Here is a 19,414-nt window from a genome sequence, read left to right on the forward strand (position 1 = left end):
CTGCGACTTATGCAGGATCCTTCCGTCAGTTCAGAAGACTTGATTCTTATTTATTTACATCCGAACCGGCTATTGAATCCTTACATTCGCACAAACAATTGGACTAACAGATATATATGCAAACTTTCATGAACAAAAGACCCGGTTTAGCAGCAGCGGTCGCAGTATTGCTACTGGCTTCGGCCTGCCAAACCGAGAACAAGGAAACAGAACAGGTAACATTGAAGCCCAAAGTGGAGAAAATCAACGTTGCACCGGATTTTGTGGTAGAGCACCTGTACAGCCCATCAGAAAATAAAAAGGGATCCTGGGTAGCAATGACCTTTGACGACAAGGGGCGGATGATTACTTCGGATCAGTATGGGTCGTTGTACCGGATCGATATTCCTGAAATCGGTGCCGATACGCTGACGGCTGAGCCTAAGCGCCTTGCTCTCCCTGGCGATGAATGGAAGGATGATACGACACAGACCAAAGTGGGGATGGGCTATGCACAGGGGTTGCTCTGGGCATTCAACAGCCTCTATGTGATGGTCAATCACCGGGGCGATGAAAAGTTTGAAAAAAGCAGTGGTTTGTACCGGTTGAGGGATACAGATAACGACGACCAGTTTGATGAGATTAAGCTGTTGAAGTCATTTGATGGAGAAGGCGAACATGGACCGCACAGCATCATCCTCGCCCCGGATGGACAGTCGTTGTACCTCGTATGCGGCAATCATACCGACGTACCCGAGATGGATAGCTATTTATTGCCCTCCAACTGGGACGAAGACAATGTTTTCCAACAAATTAAAGATCCTAGGGGGCACGCGACCGACCGCATGGCACCGGGCGGATGGATTGCCAAAACCGATTCACTGGGACAGCATTGGCAATTGGTTGCAGGTGGCTTCCGGAATACGTTTGATATCGCGTTTAACGATGACGAGGAACTGTTTGCCTACGATTCGGACATGGAATGGGATTTTGGAATGCCGTGGTACCGGCCAACCCGCGTGTTGCACGTTGCAAAGGGAGCGGAATTCGGCTGGCGTACGGGGAATAGCAAGTGGCCCACCTATTATCCGGACGAACTTCCCTCGTTGATCAATATCGGACAGGGATCACCTACGAACCTACTGTATACCGGGAAGGCTAAATTTCCCGATAAGTACCGTAACAGTCTGTTAGCCTTTGACTGGAGTTTCGGTATCATATACGCTATACAATTGGAGCGTGACGGTGCGAGCTACCAAGCGAAAGCGGAGGAATTTCTTTCCGGTACGCCCTTACCCCTTACGGATGGCGAGATCGGTCCGGATGGTGCGCTGTATTTTCTTAGCGGCGGACGCAGACTGGAATCCGACCTATACCGGGTATCCTATAAAAATCAGGACAAGGTAAAAGAAACGCAGGGCAAGAAGGATGATATCACCGAAGAACTGACGATCCGTAGGAAAATTGAAAGCTACTTCGAGAAAGGCCCCGATGCCAATGTGGTCGAGGAAGTATGGCCATACCTGAATCACGACGATCGGTACATCCGGTATGCGGCAATCACCGCATTGAGGCACCAGCCGCTCAAGTTGTGGGGAAAAAAGGTGTTCCGCGAGCGGAATATCCGGACGGTAACGCATGCCATGACCGCAATGGCAAGATCGGGACATCCCGAATTGCAGTCGATCATGCTGCGTAAGCTAATGACTATTGATATCAACCGGATATCGAAGGAAAATAAAATCGGCTTATTGCGGGCATTAGAGGTGATATTGTATCGAATGGGCGACCCGGAACCCGGTATAGCCAAGCAATTGGCTGCTTATTTTGCCGATGCGTATCCTACTTCCGATAACGCACTTAACCGGGAGTTTGCCAAAATATTAATCCAGATCGGGGCTCCCTACGCGGTAGAAAAGACCTTATCTTTGTTGGATAGTGCAAAAGACGATTCGACAACATTGATCCCGACATTGACCAGTTCGTCTGATCTGATCTTGCGAAATCCACAATACGGGATGGACATTGCCGGTACCCTAGCTAAGACACCGCCTGCACAGCAGATTTATTTTGCCACGGCATTGAGCAAGGCTTCTGCGGGGTGGACTCCTGAGTTGTATGAACATTATTTCAAATGGTTTTATAACGCGTTTGGATACAAAGGTGGAAACAGCTACGTTGGTTTTATCGATGCAGCACGGAAATTAGCCCTTGAAAAAGTACCCAAAGATCAATTTGATCACTATAATACCATCTCGGGCGATTCGCTCCTCGCAGCATCGGGCAAAGATTTGCTTGAAAATATCGTGCCACCCAAAGGCCCCGGAAGGGCATGGAAGGTGGACGAAGCGCAGAAGGTGGTTGAAGGAGATAAGGGACAAAGGAATTTTGAGCAGGGTAAGTCACTGTTTGCTGCCGTGCGTTGTGCCTCTTGCCACATGATGGGTGGAGAAGGAGGGGCGATCGGTCCGGATCTCACACAACTGGGAACACGCTTTTCGGTTCGCGACATGCTGGAAGCCATTATCGATCCGAATGCTGAGATTTCTGACCAATACGAATCCAAGGTGCTGGTGTTGAAAGATGGATCGTCTGTATTGGGCCGGTTGATCAGTGAAGACGAGAATACCTATTCGGTATCCCAGAATCCCTATGCGCCACAGGTATTGAAAGAAGTGCCTAAGCGCGATGTGAAGGAAGTACGGGTGGCTAAAGTATCTACCATGCCTCCGGGAACATTAAACGTGTTGAATGAAGAAGAGCTGAAAGATTTAGTGGCGTATCTCATGTCGGGGGGAAATGAAAATAGCCCGGTTTATCAGGATAAATAACAGGAGAAAGCGTGGACTGGAACCATAAAGTGTCAAATCCGTTGCAGGTGGGCGGAATAGAAACCGCGATACTGGACAACGGCCCCGGAAAAGGCACCCGTATTGCATGGGTGAATACCGGGACAGGACTTCGGTATAAGGTGGTCATTGACCGCGGACTTGATATTGCGGATGCATTTTACAATGCGCATAGCCTCGCTTGGATCAGTCATGTGGGTATCGTGGCTCCCAGCCCCGCTGGATACCGGGGAATCGAATGGCTGAATGGATTTGGCGGCGGATTGCTGACTACCTGTGGCTTGGACCATGTAGGTGGGCCGGAGTCGGACGCGTATGGACAGCGGGGTTTGCACAGCCAGCTCAGTGGCTTGCCCGCTACGATTGAATCCATTATCCAGCCGGATCCACGCGCAGGTCGCATGGACATGCAGATCACGGGAATCATTAAGCAATCTCAGCCGTTGGGTACACAGCTTGTATTGAAACGTACGATTTCAGGAACCCTGGGTGATCCTGCCATCCGCATCCACGATGAGGTAGTCAACCATGGTAACATACCGGCTCCTCACATGTTGCTTTATCACATGAACCTGGGATGGCCGTTGGTCGATGAAGGTGTAGACATCTGCTGGCGGGGGCCTTGGGTTTCGCGGGAAGGGGAAGACCGGGCAAAGATCTTCCGTGAAGGACAACCCTTCCGGAAAGGAAGCCCGCCCCTGGAGGATCACGTAGGCAGTGGTGAGGAAGCGGCATTTATCGATGTAGATGCCGATGCGAATGGGAAATGTTACTGCGGGATCCATAATCCACGCATCGGTATTGCACTGTCGATTGAATTCAACAAAGCACAGTTACCTTGGTTGACGAATTGGCAGCATTGGGGGCCGGGAGAATGTGTGGTAGGACTGGAACCGGGTACCCACCCGCCGATTGGCCAGGCAAAAGCCCGGGAAGAGGGCTCGCTCATTCTGCTGGAACCGGGCGAGCGGAGGGAATACGAGGTCACGGTGCGGATATTAGACCGATCGGACGAGATCGCCGATTTTTTGCAGCGTACGGCAAGTAGGTAACTCAAAAATAGCCACGGATGCACAGATAGCCACGGATAACAGGTACTTATCTGTGCATCTGTGGCTTATAAGCGTAAATGTTGATTCAAGTGCGGGATTCAGGAGGTAATTCATTATCTTAGAACCGTTGTATAACCATATTACCAATTATTCATGAACCATCAAAAGAAAACGTTGTCACTCCTTTTGCTGATTGCCGTGTGCGGCTTTGTGGCTTGTTCGGGTACCGCCTCCGCTCCGGGGCAAAAGGAACCTGAACAGGAACAATGGGTGACCTATCAGGGCAAGGAAGGCCCGGGAAAAGGCAAGAACATTGTTTTTATCAGTGGAGATGAGGAATACCGGTCGGAAGAGGCGTTGCCCATGCTGGCTCAGATATTGGCCAAACGGTTTGGCTTTACGTGCACGGTATTGTTCTCCATAGACTCCTTAACGGGAGAAATCGACGCGAATCAACCGTCCAATATTCCCGGTCTGGAGAACTTGGAATCGGCTGATCTGATGGTGATCTTTACCCGTTTCCGCGAATTGCCCCCCTATCAGATGCGCTACATCGATGCGTACTTAAAAGCAGGAAAGCCCGTTATCGGGTTGCGTACCGCCACGCACGCATTTCATTATGCAAAAAATCCGGGCGATCCGTATGCGAAGTACGATTTTCAGAGTACGGTGCCGGGATGGGAACAGGGATTTGGTAAGCTGGTCCTTGGGGAAACGTGGGTGGACCACCATGGTGATCACGGCAAAGAGGGTACGCGCGGCGTGAACAACGAGGCAGCGGTGGCCAACCCCTTATTGAATGGTGTAGCCGATATTTGGGTACCCACGGATGTATACACCGTTGGAGCACTCGAAGGTGCAGAAGTGCTGGTGTATGGGCAGTCCACCCGTGGGATGACTGCCGACGCGCCCATCAACGAAGACAAGGAGGCACTGCCCGTGGCCTGGACAAGGACGTATGCCCTTGAAGGGGGGAAGGAAGGAAAGGCTTTTGCAACGACGATGGGTGCTTCGGTAGACTTGGTCAACGAAGATTTGCGGAGATTACTGGTGAATGCCTGTTTTTGGGCGGTGGGGCAACCGGTCCCGGAAAAGGCAGATGTTGCATTCGTTTCTCCCTATCAACCGACGATGTTCGGCTTTGATAGTTTCAAAAAAGGTAAGTTCCCTGCAGATTACAGGCTTGCAGAATAACAACGCGTATGCGTAGTATATTTAAATTTCCATCTAATAAAAGACAACATGTTAACAATCGGCGTCAACACCTTCTTACTCACTTCTCCCTTTACCAATGAAAGCATCGATATTATCCGGCAATTTAAGGATTGGGGAAGCGATGCGATCGAAATTGCATTGGAAGATGCATCCCATATCGATCCGCATCTGATTAAACGGGCATTGGACGACAACGGTTTACGTTGCTCTTCCATCTGTGCGGCAATGGGACCCGGCCGTGATCTGCGCGGCACCAAAGAAGAACAGCAGAATTCTATCGATTACATCAGCCAGGTCTTGGAAACGATGGTCCTGCTGGATTGCCCTGTGTTGGTTGGACCCTTGTATTCTACGGTGGGCCGTACGGAGCAGACCACGGACGACGATTACAAGGTGCAATGGGATATCGTCGTGAAGCACATGAAGACACTGGCGGCCCGTGCGGGTGATTTGGGAAGGAAATTAGCGATTGAGCCTTTAAACCGTTACGAAACCGACTTTATCAATACCTGTGAGCAGGCCCTGAAACTGACCCAGGCGGTAGATCACGAAGCCGTGGGCTTGCTGTTGGATACGTACCATATGAATATTGAAGAGAAAGATTCGGCAGCGGCGATCCGGAAAGCGGGGAAACACCTGTTCCACGTACATGCCTGCGGTTGCGACCGGGGAGCGCCCGGGAACGACCACATCGATTGGGTAGGAATTCGGGAGGCATTGAAAGAAGTCGATTATACGGGCAGTTTGGTGATCGAGTCATTTACGCCAGCGGTTAAGGTCATCGCGAAAGCGGCCTCTATATGGCGCAACTTCGAGCCCTCGCGCGAGGCAATCGCCGTCAAAGGGATTTCGTTTTTGCGGTCGCACTTCGCTTAGCGTAGACCACGGATAATTTTTTGCCACGGATGCACGAATAAACACCGATTATCGGTGACCATTCGTGCATCCGTGGCTTTTGGATTACTTACTTCAACGGATGCTCTTTCAGCAATTCATCCGGGGTATAAAATCCTTTTTTGTCGGCTATCGCAGCCCGTATAGACTTTACGGTTTCCGGATCCACGGGCGTACCTTTATTGCCGAATGCGTTTTTTACGTAAGTGAGTACGGCGGCCACTTCTTCATCGTTCATCAGACCCGCAAAGGGTGTCATGGGTACCTGTCCGGGATAGCTGTGACCAAGGACTTCCATGGGGCCCTGCAGGCCATTCAGCGTCAGTTTGATCAACCGCTCGTCATTGTCGAGCCAAGGGCTGCCCGCCAGGGGCGGGAAGCCGGAAACGGGGAGACCCTTTCCGTCTGCTTGATGGCAGGTCACGCAAAATCCATCCTGCGCATAGAGCAATTGTCCCTTTTTATACCATTCAAGGTCTTTCCCTGTTAAGTCGGTAGCCGTTGTGTGTTCTTCACCGGCCGGATGGACATTTCCGTTCAAGCGGGCAAATGCAGCGCCGTAAGCGTCGGACATCCAGTCGTCCAATGGCTTTTTTGCCGCTTCTTCGAGAATGGCAAGCCCGGGTTCTTTATCCAGCCAGGATGCTGCCACCAGTGCTTCCAGGCGGACGCGCCCGTGTGCATCGGCTGCAGCTTCCTTTAGCAGGTCAGCCTGATCGGCAACCTGGTGTCCGGTGTAGCGTACCACACGCACAGCTGCAGCACGCACCCGGTAGTCATCTGCATGCAGGAGGCGGTGGAGCAGGGGCTGATCAACACGGTTCAGGCCCCAGCTTACCCACAAGCCTTCCAGCAGGTGGTGTTCGTAGTGCGGATCGTTTTTGTCCAGCTTGTTGACCCAGGTCCGCAGGTGTGCCAACACCTCCGAAGAATCCCGTCCGCGGAGCTCACGGCGGGTGCGGTAGCGGGTGCGGTATTCGGGCAGTTTCAGGTTATCCAGCAGCGTGTCGATGGGCGCATCGGCGATATAGGCCGGTTTCACCAACGGCCGCGAAGGGTAGGTAACACGGTAGATACGCCCATGCGTATGGTCCCGCAGCGGATCGCGCTGATTGTGCTGCATGTGCCCGATCAATACGTTGTGCCAATCGATCACATAGAGCGAACCGTCGGGCGCAAACTCCAGATCAACGGGCCGGAAATTGGGATCTTCGGATCGCAGCAGATCCTGCCGGTGGTGGCTTTTGTACCCCGTTCCATCGTCTTCCAGTGTGTGTTCTTTGGTTCCTAAAAAGCCGATGGTATTGTTGATCAGAAAATCGCCCTGCACCTCGTCTGGGAAATGGCGGCTCGATATGAATTCCAAGCCGGAGGTAGGACGTACCTGATGGGCTTCCTCGACCAGATTCCTTGACTTGGGCGTGAAGATGCCATATATCGGTTTAACCGTCCCGGGCATCATCCAGCTTACCGCAGGCCCCGATGTCTCGGCATAAAAGTTTTGACCCCAATCGTCGAACGCAATGCCCCAGGGGTTCGGAACCGAAAGCTGTGCAAATTCCAGTTTGCGCCGATTGGGGTCGTAACGGAAAAAACCTCCATTGGTGGTGCGCACCGTACCATAGGGGGTTTCAATGTCGCTGGCCAGGAATACACCGGTACCCATGTAGATGGCCCCCGATGGATCGGCCGTATAGGCATGGTGAGCATGATGCGTGTCGTGGTCGTCGAATCCACTCAGCAGGACTTCCTTTTTGTCCGCTTTCCCATCGCCGTCTGTATCCTTCAGCAAAACAAAATCGGTACCCTGTGAAACGTATACACCCTCGGGGGCGAGCTCAAACCCCACGGGCAGGTGCAGGCTGTCGGCGAAGATCGTCTGCTTATCCGCCTTACCGTCGTTGTCCGTGTCTTCGAAGATGAGTATTTTATCATTGGGCTTGGGGTCCCCGGGCTTCCAATGCGGGTAGGTAGGCATGGTAGCTACCCAAAGGCGCCCTCGGTTATCGAAAGACAGCTGCATGGGTTTCTCCAGGTCGGGAAATTCTTCCTCGGAGGCAAACAATTCAATCTCGTAGCCAGGTGCCATCCGGAATTTGCTGAGTGCCTCCTCACCGTACAGGTATCTCGGCACGTCCTTTCCGTTGGGGACATAGTTGGTTTTCACCTCCGGTAGCTGGGTCGTCAACGCATCCGCACTGTCCAGATTCATCCGTTCGCCCTTGAGGGCTTTCCAGATCGCCTCATCCCGGATGGCGGTCATCTCGCGGATCTTGGCGATTTCGGCAGGGTAATTATCGGGCCCGAATGGGTCATAGCGGCGGCCATAAGCCTGGACACCGTTGGGCATTTTAAAATCTTTATGCCACATCCAGTTCTTTTCCATAACCGCTGCGTGAACGAGCGCACGGTGGGAGTCGTCTTTCACCTTCTTTTTGCCGAAAACGGCATCGGCCAACAGCAGCGAAAACTTTTTATATCCTTCATCATTGAGCTGCAGGCCATCGATTGTCCACTGCCGGTTGCCCTTGTCAAACAGTTTCTTGAAGGGGGTGTACATATCCACGAACAGAACCTGGTTGCTGTCTGCTACCGCTTTCATCGCCTGTGTATACAACAACAAATTGTCGTTTTCGCGTTTGCCATTGGGTAGGTCATATTTCGCGGAAAGATCTTCGAATGCAATCGGCGATACCAGGGCTAACTGCGGTGTAGATACGCCGTTATAGCGTTGCTGCAACGTATATTTTACAAAAGCATCGAGTTCGTCTTTGTAGCGCTGGACACCTTCAGGGCCATCAAACGATTCAACGGAGCCGAAAAAAGCGATGATGATATCGGCTCTATGCCGGGTAAGCCATTGTTCGGGTGTCTCAAAATGGCCCTGCATATCGGGGTCATTTGCCTGTTCTGTCTGGAACTGCTCGGCACCGGGAAAAGCCCAAGGGGAGGGCCTGCCTGAATGGGGCCGGAATCCGGGGGTATTTCCCCCATCGCTCATATTACGGATATATAAGAGACTGTCTGGATACCGGAGCTGCATTTCCGTTTCAAAATAGCCGTAATTCATCATCCGAGATCCCAGGTTGTTTCCAATCAGCATGATGTGCGCATCTTTTTTCAATTTCAGCGTAGCATGGCGATGGGTGCATTGAAGCAGGCATAATGCAATAGGGAGAAATCCAAAGGCAGCAAATAGTTTGGCAACGTTGCTTCTCAGTTCTGTTTTCTTCATCCGTGTTTGTTTTAAATAGCTCCAGTTCAGGAGCTACCTATAGCTGTTTTATTGTTTATAAATTGTTAGGTCGCTAAAATACAAATTAGTAAATGTACTTTTAACAAGATTTTTTATTCGGCCTTCCATTTGCGAGGGGCACGGGGTCCATTACTAAGCAGGAAAGCGCAGGACGGAAGTGTAAGATCCGAAGATTACCTTTGGATTGAAGATACCCCCGCCTAGCGGTTATAGACTTACAAGGCAATAATTTTTCTTTGAACTGCGGAGCTGACAAAACGACTGTGGTTTTTTACCGATTAATAGGTATCTTTCGTGCGGATTTTGAATCAGCGGCCCGGTTGAAAGTGATGAGCCGGGTTGAAAGCGTAAAGAAATGATAATATTAACCAATTAAAAAACTCACAAAAAATGAACGAAAACGTTAACAGAAGTGCTTTATTCAATGGATCTTGTTTCGCGCTTATTACGACGGCATTTACATTTGCCATCCGGGCGGGTATTCTACCCCAGTTGGGCGAGCAATTCAATTTGACGGCTGAACAGCTCGGTTTTATCAATTCCATGTGGTTTTTGGGATTTCCGATTTCCATGATCATCGGTGGGTTGGTATACCATTCATTCGGCGCTAGGAATATCATGCGGGTGGCCTTTGTGGCACACACATTGGGAATTCTGCTGACCATTTATTCGGGAGGTTATACGGGCCTGCTGATTTCAACCTTGTTCATTGGATTTGGAAATGGTTGTACCGAGGCTGCTTGTAATCCGATGATCGCAGACATGTATTCGGACAACCACATTAAAATGAACAAAATGCTGAGCAGATTCCATATGTGGTTTCCCGGAGGTATCCTGCTTGGTGCGCTGATCTCTAAATTCATGACCGATATGGGCGGCTTTTTCCAGCAATGGCAAACCCAGATGTGGGTGTTGATGATCCCTACCCTCATCTATGTCATATTGTTTTATGGAAAGACATTCCCCAAGGCCAAAGTGGAAGGTGCGACTTCGTTAGCACAGAATTTTAAGGCAATGCTTACACCCACTTTTCTCTTTTTGTTTTTCTGTATGGCGCTTACCGCAATCAGCGAGTTTGGACCGCAGCAGTGGGTATCCATTATCATGAGCCACAGCGGAGCGGATAGCATGCTGATTCTGGCATTGACTACGGGCCTGATGGCAGTGGGTAGGTTTTTTGCCGGTCCGGTAGTAAAAGCACTGGGACAGACAGGCGTACTGTTGGGGAGTGCTATTTTCGCAACCATTGGCATTTACCTCTTTAGTGTCGTTACCGGACCCATGGCGTATTTTGCTGCGGTAATATTTGCCTTGGGGGTTTGCTTTTTCTGGCCCGTCATGGTGGGCTCCGCAGCACAGCGGGTTCCCCTCAGCGGCGCGCTGGGGATGTCTGTAATCGGCGGTGTCGGCATGTTTTCCACAGCGATTTTTCAACCCATTATCGGTGGTTGGATAGATGGAGCCCGCGAAAAAAATGCGGCTGCCGGACTCACAGACTCTGCATTGGAACTTGCTACCGGCCAGGACGCGTTGAGCAAAATGGTCTCGTTTCCTGCGATACTAATTGTATTATTTATCATTTTCTTCTTCTGGCAAAAGTCATTGAAGGCGAAATCGGTTCAGACTACCACGCAGGAAGCCCTGAATTAGCAAGTAGCTAGCGTTATCGATTTTTCATTGCGTTACCGCGCAATGGGGCCGGCATTGGGAGGAGATATGTCGGATAGGGGAAGTATATGCAGCGAATTTTGTAATCATGCCTCCGGCGAAACACCGAATGATTGCAAAATTGATACAAAACAACGGTTAAAGGGGAATAATAAGCGCCCTATTTGAGACGTATAATAAGTAGATTTAAACATAAATTATCAAATCATCAAATGGAAACAAGTAAGTTAGCAAAGAATTCATTGGAACAGGGTGAGGGCATATTGCGCTTGGCTCCGACGTGGGTACCCCGGTCATTCTGCGTGCCCGGCCGCCGGATCAAGCTTCACCCCGATGATTACTATGTGCTCGGCGGAGCGCGTGGGGGCATAGACGAACGCTGGTTCTCTTCTACCACCCCTGCGAAGAACGGCCCTCTGACCGGAGAAAACGAAGGGTTGAGCCCGGTAGTCTACGAAGATGGAGGACAAACGCGTCAATTCCTTCTGAAAGACGCGGTCGACGAGCTGAAAGGCGAACTTATTGGTTCCCGTCTTTGGGACGAATACAAAAGCTGGCCCATTTATTCCAAATTTTTTGACAACATGGGGCCGCTACCACATCACGTACACCACAACGATGAAAAAGCAGCCCTCATAGGCCAAAAGGGAAAACCGGAAGCGTATTACTTTCCGCCCCAGTTGAACAACCATGGCGGCGACTATCCGTACACATTTATCGGCTTGGCACCGGGTACAACGAAAGACCAGATCCGGGAATGCCTGGTCAATTTTACCAAGGGAGATAACAAGATTACAAACTATTCACAGGCTTATCGCCTTGAACCGGGTACCGGGTGGGACGTTCCCCCGGGGCTGTTGCACGCACCGGGAAGTTTGTGTACCTATGAGCCACAGAAGGCGTCGGATGTATTTGCCATGTACCAATCCTTGGTCAACGAGGCCGTCATCCCTGAGGAACTGCTGTGGAACGGGACGCCCAAAGACCGGATCGGTGATTTTGACGAACTGATCGATGTGCTCGATTGGGAACTGAATGTGGATCCGAATACCATGCAAAATCGGTTCATGGCTCCCATTCCGGTTCGTAGCGAAGCTGAAATGCGTGACGCAGGTTACGTTGAAAAGTGGATATGTTACAAATCGGATGCCTTCAGCGCAAAGGAATTGACGGTGTTGCCGGGCGCAACCGTAACCATCCGGGATGCAGCGGCTTACGGAATGATCATGATGCAGGGGCATGGGACCATGGGGGTATGGGACATTGAGACGCCCGCGTTGATCCGTTATGGCCAATTGACGCACGACGAGTATTTTGTGAGCGAACGTGCGGCACAGGCCGGAGTCAAGATTGTGAACCTGTCCAAAACGGATCCAATCGTTATGCTGAAACATTTCGGTCCGGGAAATCCCGACCTGGTGTTAGCGTAACCTATTTTTAAAAAACGAGATACAAACAATAAGAGAGATATGGATACGAAAAATAATTTTCCGAAGTTGCACAACGCAACATGGCCGGGAATCGTAGGGAAGGGAGAAGGTTCTGAGCCTGTGATTCCGTTTGATGACTTATTGGCCTACACGGCGGCAGCTGAAGTAGATGGAGTGAAATTTGACGGCGTGGATGTCGGATTATTGGAACCGCACGTAAACATCAATGGCGGAAAAGACGAAGTGGAACGATTGGCGGAGAAAGTTTCTGCCCACGGTTTGAAAATCGGCTCGTTGGTGGCACCTATTTGGGCTGGGTCGGCTATGGGAAGCAAAGAGAGCCGCGTGGTATTTGTGGATATGGTACGTAAGGCATGTGAGTTTGGGCAGCAACTGCGCGAAATGGGTGTCCGTCCTTACGGTGTGGTGCGTGTTGATTCTTCCTGTTCACCGGCCGATTGGGCGAAAGATCCGGTTGGAAATACGAAGGTGATCGCCGAAACATTCCGTGAAGCCTGTGATGTGGCGGCAGACTATGGTGAAAAGCTGGCTGCGGAGGGAGAAATCTGCTGGGGTGGTATGCACAGCTGGCGGGCCATGCTGAATACCTTGGAGGCAGTTGACCGGCCGAATATGGGATTCCAGGCGGACATGTCGCATACATTCCTGTACTTATTGGGATATAATCAGCCGGAAGATCGGATTTTGCCGGAAAACTTCGATTGGAATGACCGTCAGACGTTGGAAGAGGGACTTCAGACCCTTACCCGGGCGCTGCGCCCTTGGACCATTGACTTCCACGTAGCTCAGAACGATGGAACCGTTTTTGGGTCGGGTTCGCATGATAAGACCGGACGTCACTGTCTGCCGAACGACCCGAATGGTAAATTGAACATCGCACACGATGCCGGCTACTGGTTGCGCGACGAGAAGGGCGAGCTAACCAAGGCATTCAAGCACATCTGCTGGGACGGATGCATGTTCCCCAATGAGGTGCTGCATAAACAACAGACATGGAACGATATCCTGGCCGCATTAATCAGCGTACGCGAGGCACATGGCTGGCAGGAGTGAGGGTGAGGTACGAAATACGAGGTTAGAGGTACGAGGTACGAAATACGAGGTAGAAAATCAAAACATAACTAGATAACTCCAGAAAACATGAGTAAAAAAGAGTTGAGAATCGGATTAATTGGTTGTGGATTCATGGGCAGGACCCATTCCAATGGGTACAACCGGGTACCCAATTTTTTCCCCGACCTGGAATACCAGCCGGTATTGCAGGCGGTATGTTCGCGCCGGGAAGAAAAGGTAAAGGCATTCGCAGAACAATGGGGCTTTGCCTCGTACGAAACGGACTGGCGGAAACTGATTGCCCGTGACGATATCGACGCGGTGGATATCTGTACCCCCAATCACCTTCACGCGGAAATTGCAATAGCCGCAGCAGAAGCAGGTAAGATGGTGCTCACGGAAAAACCGTTGGCTAGAAACCTGGAAGAATCGAAAAAAATGGTGGATGCCGTAGCAAAAGCCGGTGTGGCCAACACCGTTTGGTATAACTACCGGCGCTTGCCCGCAGTTACCCTGGCAAAGAAAATCGTCGCTTCCGGAAAATTAGGTAAGATTTTCCATTACCGTGCAAACTTCCTGCAGGATTGGACCATTAACGCCGATCTTCCCCAGGGCGGCGACGCCGCTTGGCGGATGGACGTAGACGTGGCAGGGTCGGGCGTTACCGGCGACCTGCTGGCGCACTGTATCGATACGGCCATGTGGATCAATGGCGGGATCTCCGAAGTGTCAGCGGTGACTGAAACGTTTGTGAAAGAGCGCGTACACAACGATACAGGCAAACTGGAGCCGGTTGGGATCGACGATGCATGTATCTTTCACTGCCGCTTTTCAAATGGCTCACTGGGGCTGTTTGAGTCCACCCGGTATGCCCGGGGGCATAAAGCACTGTATACGTTTGAAATCAACGGTGAGCATGCTTCCATCCGCTGGGATCTGCATGACCTGAACCGGCTGGAATATTTCGACAATGCGGTCGATTCGGACGTAAAGGGATGGAGTTCGATCCACGTAACCAATGGAGATCATCCCTATATGGATAAGTGGTGGGTGCCGGGATTGGGAATTGGCTATGAACACAGCTTTGTTCATCAGGCGGCTGATTTTCTGAAAAGCCTGGAAAAAGGGGAGCCTTGCCAGCCCGATTTCCAAAATGCATACGAAACGCAGAAAGTGTGCGAAGCGGTAATTGAATCCGCTAAGTCGCGGAGTTGGAAAACGACAGACGTGACGATTGACTAAACGTTTTTATTTTAAGAATAGCATATGTTAACACCAAAAATTAACCTCCGGGCCCTTAAGGGCATCGGAGGATTTGTTTTAGTAGCTTCCCTATTTGTGAATTGTACATCAGGAGGCAGTCAGACAAATAAACAAGCAGAAGCCCAATCGGATTTTATCGATTTGTTTGACGGTAAAACGCTCTCCGGTTGGAGAGGCGATACCTCCCTGTGGCGTGTGGAAGACGGAGCCATTGTCGGGGAAATTAAACCCGGCAAAGAATTGGAACGGAATTCCTTTATTATCTGGGACGGAGGACGCCCCGCAGATTTTGAATTGATTGCTGAGTATAAGCTGACCGGGCAGGGAAACAGCGGTTTTAACTATCGTAGTGAAGAATTGCCGGATCTTCCGTATGCGTTGCGGGGATATCAGGCAGATATCGATGCTGCGAATACCTACACGGGGCAGAACTACGAGGAGCGTGGGCGTACCATTTTGGCATTTCCCGGGCAGCAGATGCGCCTCCCGCCCGTAGAAGGTGAGATCAGCGATTACGCCAAGGGTAACATTTGGACAGCCGGTGAAGAAACCGGTTCCCTGGGCGACCGGGATTCGCTGAAAGCACACATTAAAACCGAAGACTGGAACGAACTCCGTATCGTTGCCAAAGGAAATCACCTGCAACATTATGTCAACGGCATTTTAATGAGTGATGTAACCGACGATGACGAGAAAAATCGTAAATTTGAAGGCTTGATGGGATTTCAGGTGCACGTAGGACCACCGATGAAAATCGCTTTCAAGAACATACGGTTGAAAAATCTTTGATGGGAGTTAGCTAATTGATGAAGGATGTAGAAGCTGATTTACAAGATCAGATAACTCGGTACCTATCCAATCAGGAATGGAATGACTTAACAGATCAGGTTAACCGGTTAGCCAACGATCCGCAGCCGAATACGTTGGCAAGGGTTTTTACAGGCGTTCCACGTACGATTCGATCGGCTGATACCGCGTTGCGGATCACGGTTGACGGGGCAGTGTCTGTCGACTCGGGTCGGTTGCCGCTTTTGATTAGAGACTGGCCATTGGCGAGACTGATACGGGTCTGGGTACTGATGAACATTCCCAAGCTGGAACTGTCAGCTTACATTTCGTTGATCGAACGGCTGTTCCAATATGGAGAAATGGAGGAATTGGCGGCGCTATATGCCGCCTTACCTATTTATCATTATCCCACCGAATGGCGGTTTCGTTGCACGGAAGGTATCCGTAGTAATATGGCACCCGTAAGGCAGGCCGTCATCCTCAATAATCCCTATCCCAGTCACTTCTTGGATGAGGGTGCCTGGAATCAGCTGGTGCTGAAAGCGTTTTTCACGGATGAGAACATTCCGCAAATCATCGGGCTGAAAACACGTAACAACGGGAAATTGGCCGGAGCGTTGGTAGACTACGCGTACGAGCTTTATGCTGCCAAGCGCAACATCAATCCCTTCTTATGGATATTGGTCGCCCCGTTTCTGGACGAGCGGGCATACCGGCTCATGGAGCAGATTATCCAAGAAAGTCAACAGACGTTAACGCGAAAGGCAATTGCCTATGCATTCGGTACAGGCAATTTTGCACCGGCTACCGACTTTATAACGCGAAATAGTGAATTAACGGATTTAAGAAATACAGCCGGTACACCGTGGGACGGCTGGCTGGATCAAACAGATTAAGGCATATGTGTAATTACAGTGAGCGAGATCGGGCATCGATGGGTGAACGGGTGGCCCTTGAGTTGGATTTGGTAAAAGGGTTCCGGTTTTTTGATCCCCATATCCACATGGTGTCAAGAACAACGGATGACTACCAGGCGATGGCCGATGCCGGAGTGGTTGCAGTCATCGAACCGGCCTTCTGGGTAGGACAACCACGTACAGGTATTGATACCTTCCGGGATTATTACAGCAGCTTGATCGGCTGGGAGCGCTTTCGGGCCTCGCAATTCGGGATCAGGCATTTTTGTACGATCGGGCTGAATTCCCGGGAAGCCAATAACGAAGCATTGGCCGAAGCGGTCATGGAGTTGTTACCCTTTTTTATTTATAAAGAAGGGGTGGTCGGTATCGGCGAAATCGGCTTTGACGACCAAACGGCGGCCGAAGAAAAGTATTACCGGCTGCAACTGGAGCTTGCAAAAGAGGCCGCGCTTCCGGTGCAGGTACATACCCCCCATCGCGATAAAACCAAGGGTACATCCCGGAGTATGGACATTGCCCTGGAACACGGGTTGGATCCGGGTAAGGTCATCATTGACCACAATACCGAAGAGACGGTCAAAGAAGTGTTGGACAAGGGCTTCTGGGCCGCCTTCACGATTTATCCGTTTACCAAGATGGGGAACGAGCGGATGGTGGAAATTGTGAAACAATATGGCCCGGAGCGTATCTTGGTCAACTCTGCGGCCGACTGGGGGATCAGTGATCCGTTGGCAGTTCCCAAAACCGCTGCGCTGATGGTTAAAAGCGGTATTTCCAAAGAAGTTATCGAACAAGTGTGTTTCAAAAATGCCGTCGCTGCTTTCGGACAAAGCGGACAGCTGGATGAGTCGATGCTGGCTGAACATATCGTGATCGATCAGGGGCAGAAGTTTGAGGGGAATTCCATATTGCGTGGCGGGCAACAGCCGCGGAGAGATGCGGGATCGATCATTATATCGTAGTCACGTATGGCAAAATTAAAACCGTATCTGCAATTGATGCGGCCGGCTAACCTAGTGACGGCTATTTCGGATGTGTTAGCCGGAGTTTCCATTGCATTGTTATTTGTACCCGATGGGTCAACACTCGATGGATCGGTTTTGATCGCATTGATCATCGCCACAGTGGGGCTTTACGGAGGTGGTGTGGTTTTCAACGATGTGTTTGATGCCGAGTTGGATGCCCGCGAACGGCCCGAGCGGCCGATTCCCAGCGGAAGGGTGTCCATACGCAGTGCGGCAGGATTGGGATCGATTTTATTTCTTATGGGAGTGATGGCTGCGGGCACCGTCGGCATGCTGCCGTCAGGGATTGCGCTTGCCATTGTAGTCATGTGTTTAGTCTATGACAAATGGGCTAAGCATCACGCAATTGCCGGCCCCCTGGCGATGGGATTATGCCGTGGACTTAACCTATTGCTTGGGTTGGGCTATTCGCTGTTGGCGTTGGATCAGGTTTGGTTTCTGGCAGTCGTTCCGGTTATCTACATTGCAGCCGTAACGACCATTAGCCGGGGTGAGGTACATGGAGGCCAACGCATGCCCCTGTATTTTTCGGCTCTATTATACGGCGTTGTTGTTGCATGCATCGTGGCTTTCGGGGTGCACTACCAAAGTAGCATACTGGCGGTCGGGATGGTGTTGCCCTTTATCTTATTTGTGTTCCCACCGCTCGTCAAGGCCATCCGTACGCTGGAAGCGGGCGATGTCCGAAAGTCCGTCAAGCATGGCGTAATCGGGCTGATTTTTATGAATGCTGCTTGGACTGCGGCTGCGGGAATGTGGACATTGACGTTCGCTACCTTGCTGTTGTTCCCGTTGTCCATCTGGCTGGCAAAGCTATTTGCCGTTACATAATTTGTTTATGAAGTCTACGATTAAACAGAAATTTTCAGTTTCTTTTCAATACGATATTCATTTTACATCGGGGTTGTTTACACCCGAAAACCGCTTGCTCAGCGATTTTTTTGCGACGCGTTTGGAGGGACCTGTGCCCAAACTGCTGGTGGTGATTGATGAGGGGGTTGCAACCCATCATCCGGCACTCATAGAGCGGATACGGGATTATTTTGAGTCTGAAACAGCCGTTCAATTGGTCGGAGAGATCGCAGTGGTGCCAGGTGGCGAAACGATCAAGAATCAACCGGAGCATGTGGACCGCATCATTGAGTCGGTAGACCGGTACGGGATCGATCGGCATTCGTATATCATGGCCATCGGTGGCGGTGCCGTACTCGACACCGTGGGTTATGCAGCGACGGTTGCACATCGCGGCATCCGCCACCTCCGGGTGCCGACGACTGTCCTTTCCCAGAATGACTCGGGCATGGGCGTGAAAAACGGCATTAATTACCGGGGTAAGAAAAATTTTATAGGCACGTTCAGTCCGCCTGTGGCCGTCTTCAACGACAACCTGTTTTTGTTGACGCTGAATGACCGTGCATGGGTATCGGGTGTATCTGAAGCCGTAAAGGTAGCGCTGATTAAGGATGCTGTTTTCTTCGACTGGATTGAGAGCCATGCCGGGAGCTTACGTCGCCGCGACAGTGACGCGATGGATTACCTTATTTTCCGCTGTGCGGAGCTGCACCTCCAGCATATTGCCGGGACCGATCCTTTTGAATTCGGTTCTTCGAGACCGCTCGATTTCGGTCATTGGAGCGCCCACAAGCTGGAACAGCTTTCCGGTTTCGAGGTATTGCACGGTGAAGCGGTAGCCATTGGCATCGCATTGGACACGGTGTATTCCGCAATCATCGGTATGCTTCCTCCTGGCGATGCACAGCGGGTACTTACGGTTTTGCAGGAGCTGGGATTGCCGATTTTCCATCCGCTATTGGAAAATACAGGCGAGGTTCATCCCCTGCTGGCCGGTTTGGAAGAGTTTCGCGAACACTTAGGGGGGCGCCTTACCATCATGCTACTCAAGGCAATCGGTCGCGGTGTGGAAGTACATGAGTTGAATGAAGCGGAAGTGCTGCGGGCAGCTGCGGCCCTGCAAACCGGTGTTAATTTAGTAAGTTGAT

At 51.0% G+C, this 19,414-nt stretch carries 14 protein-coding genes; 13 read left to right on the forward strand and 1 reads right to left on the reverse strand.

Annotated features, from left to right (window positions below):
- Positions 1–128 precede the first annotated feature (128 nt).
- From IEX60_RS03165 to IEX60_RS03180, 4 genes are all read left to right on the forward strand, one after another.
- The gene (locus IEX60_RS03165) at positions 129–2,810 is read left to right on the forward strand and encodes a c-type cytochrome (RefSeq protein ID WP_229717389.1); all 2,682 of its coding nucleotides are present in this window, start codon (positions 129–131) and stop codon (positions 2,808–2,810) included.
- Between the two features lie 11 nt (positions 2,811–2,821).
- Entirely contained in the window at positions 2,822–3,880 is a 1,059-nt protein-coding gene (locus IEX60_RS03170) for an aldose 1-epimerase family protein (protein ID WP_229717390.1), read from the forward strand.
- 153 nt (positions 3,881–4,033) lie between these two features.
- A complete protein-coding gene (locus tag IEX60_RS03175; RefSeq protein WP_188747255.1) occupies positions 4,034–5,074 on the forward strand; it encodes a ThuA domain-containing protein in 1,041 nt (346 codons plus the stop codon).
- Between the two features lie 48 nt (positions 5,075–5,122).
- Complete coding sequence (locus tag IEX60_RS03180) at positions 5,123–5,971, forward strand: sugar phosphate isomerase/epimerase family protein (RefSeq protein WP_188747256.1); 849 nt, start codon at positions 5,123–5,125, stop codon at positions 5,969–5,971.
- Positions 5,972–6,059: 88 nt separating this feature from the next.
- Here the strand turns inward: IEX60_RS03180 and IEX60_RS03185 are convergent, their stop codons facing one another.
- Positions 6,060–9,224 carry a PVC-type heme-binding CxxCH protein gene (locus tag IEX60_RS03185; protein WP_188747257.1) on the reverse strand — a complete coding sequence of 1,055 codons (3,165 nt, stop codon included), beginning with the start codon at positions 9,222–9,224 and terminating at the stop codon, positions 6,060–6,062.
- A gap of 411 nt (positions 9,225–9,635) precedes the next feature.
- On the opposite strand from IEX60_RS03185, the gene IEX60_RS03190 reads away from it, so the two are divergent.
- From IEX60_RS03190 to IEX60_RS03230, 9 genes are all read left to right on the forward strand, one after another.
- The gene (locus IEX60_RS03190) at positions 9,636–10,895 is read left to right on the forward strand and encodes an MFS transporter (RefSeq protein WP_188747260.1); all 1,260 of its coding nucleotides are present in this window, start codon (positions 9,636–9,638) and stop codon (positions 10,893–10,895) included.
- 230 nt (positions 10,896–11,125) lie between these two features.
- Positions 11,126–12,343 (forward strand): cupin domain-containing protein, encoded by a 1,218-nt coding sequence (locus IEX60_RS03195; protein ID WP_188747263.1) that lies wholly within the window; start codon positions 11,126–11,128, stop codon positions 12,341–12,343.
- A 39-nt stretch (positions 12,344–12,382) separates the two neighbouring features.
- Positions 12,383–13,417, forward strand: coding sequence for a sugar phosphate isomerase/epimerase family protein (locus tag IEX60_RS03200; RefSeq protein ID WP_188747265.1), 1,035 nt, complete (start codon positions 12,383–12,385; stop codon positions 13,415–13,417).
- Between the two features lie 87 nt (positions 13,418–13,504).
- A complete protein-coding gene (locus IEX60_RS03205; RefSeq protein ID WP_188747267.1) occupies positions 13,505–14,659 on the forward strand; it encodes a Gfo/Idh/MocA family protein in 1,155 nt (384 codons plus the stop codon).
- 24 nt (positions 14,660–14,683) lie between these two features.
- The gene (locus tag IEX60_RS03210; RefSeq protein WP_188747269.1) at positions 14,684–15,469 is read left to right on the forward strand and encodes a 3-keto-disaccharide hydrolase; all 786 of its coding nucleotides are present in this window, start codon (positions 14,684–14,686) and stop codon (positions 15,467–15,469) included.
- Between the two features lie 17 nt (positions 15,470–15,486).
- Positions 15,487–16,365, forward strand: coding sequence for an EboA domain-containing protein (locus IEX60_RS03215; protein ID WP_188747271.1), 879 nt, complete (start codon positions 15,487–15,489; stop codon positions 16,363–16,365).
- Between the two features lie 5 nt (positions 16,366–16,370).
- The gene (locus IEX60_RS03220) at positions 16,371–17,351 is read left to right on the forward strand and encodes a TatD family hydrolase (RefSeq protein ID WP_188747273.1); all 981 of its coding nucleotides are present in this window, start codon (positions 16,371–16,373) and stop codon (positions 17,349–17,351) included.
- 6 nt (positions 17,352–17,357) lie between these two features.
- Positions 17,358–18,245 carry a UbiA-like protein EboC gene (eboC, locus tag IEX60_RS03225; RefSeq protein WP_188747275.1) on the forward strand — a complete coding sequence of 296 codons (888 nt, stop codon included), beginning with the start codon at positions 17,358–17,360 and terminating at the stop codon, positions 18,243–18,245.
- Positions 18,246–18,252: 7 nt separating this feature from the next.
- Positions 18,253–19,413 carry a 3-dehydroquinate synthase gene (locus tag IEX60_RS03230; RefSeq protein ID WP_188747277.1) on the forward strand — a complete coding sequence of 387 codons (1,161 nt, stop codon included), beginning with the start codon at positions 18,253–18,255 and terminating at the stop codon, positions 19,411–19,413.
- Position 19,414: the final 1 nt, after the last annotated feature.

The sequence above is a fragment of the Parapedobacter defluvii genome, assembly GCF_014642075.1.
In the GTDB taxonomy this organism is placed as follows: domain Bacteria; phylum Bacteroidota; class Bacteroidia; order Sphingobacteriales; family Sphingobacteriaceae; genus Parapedobacter; species Parapedobacter defluvii.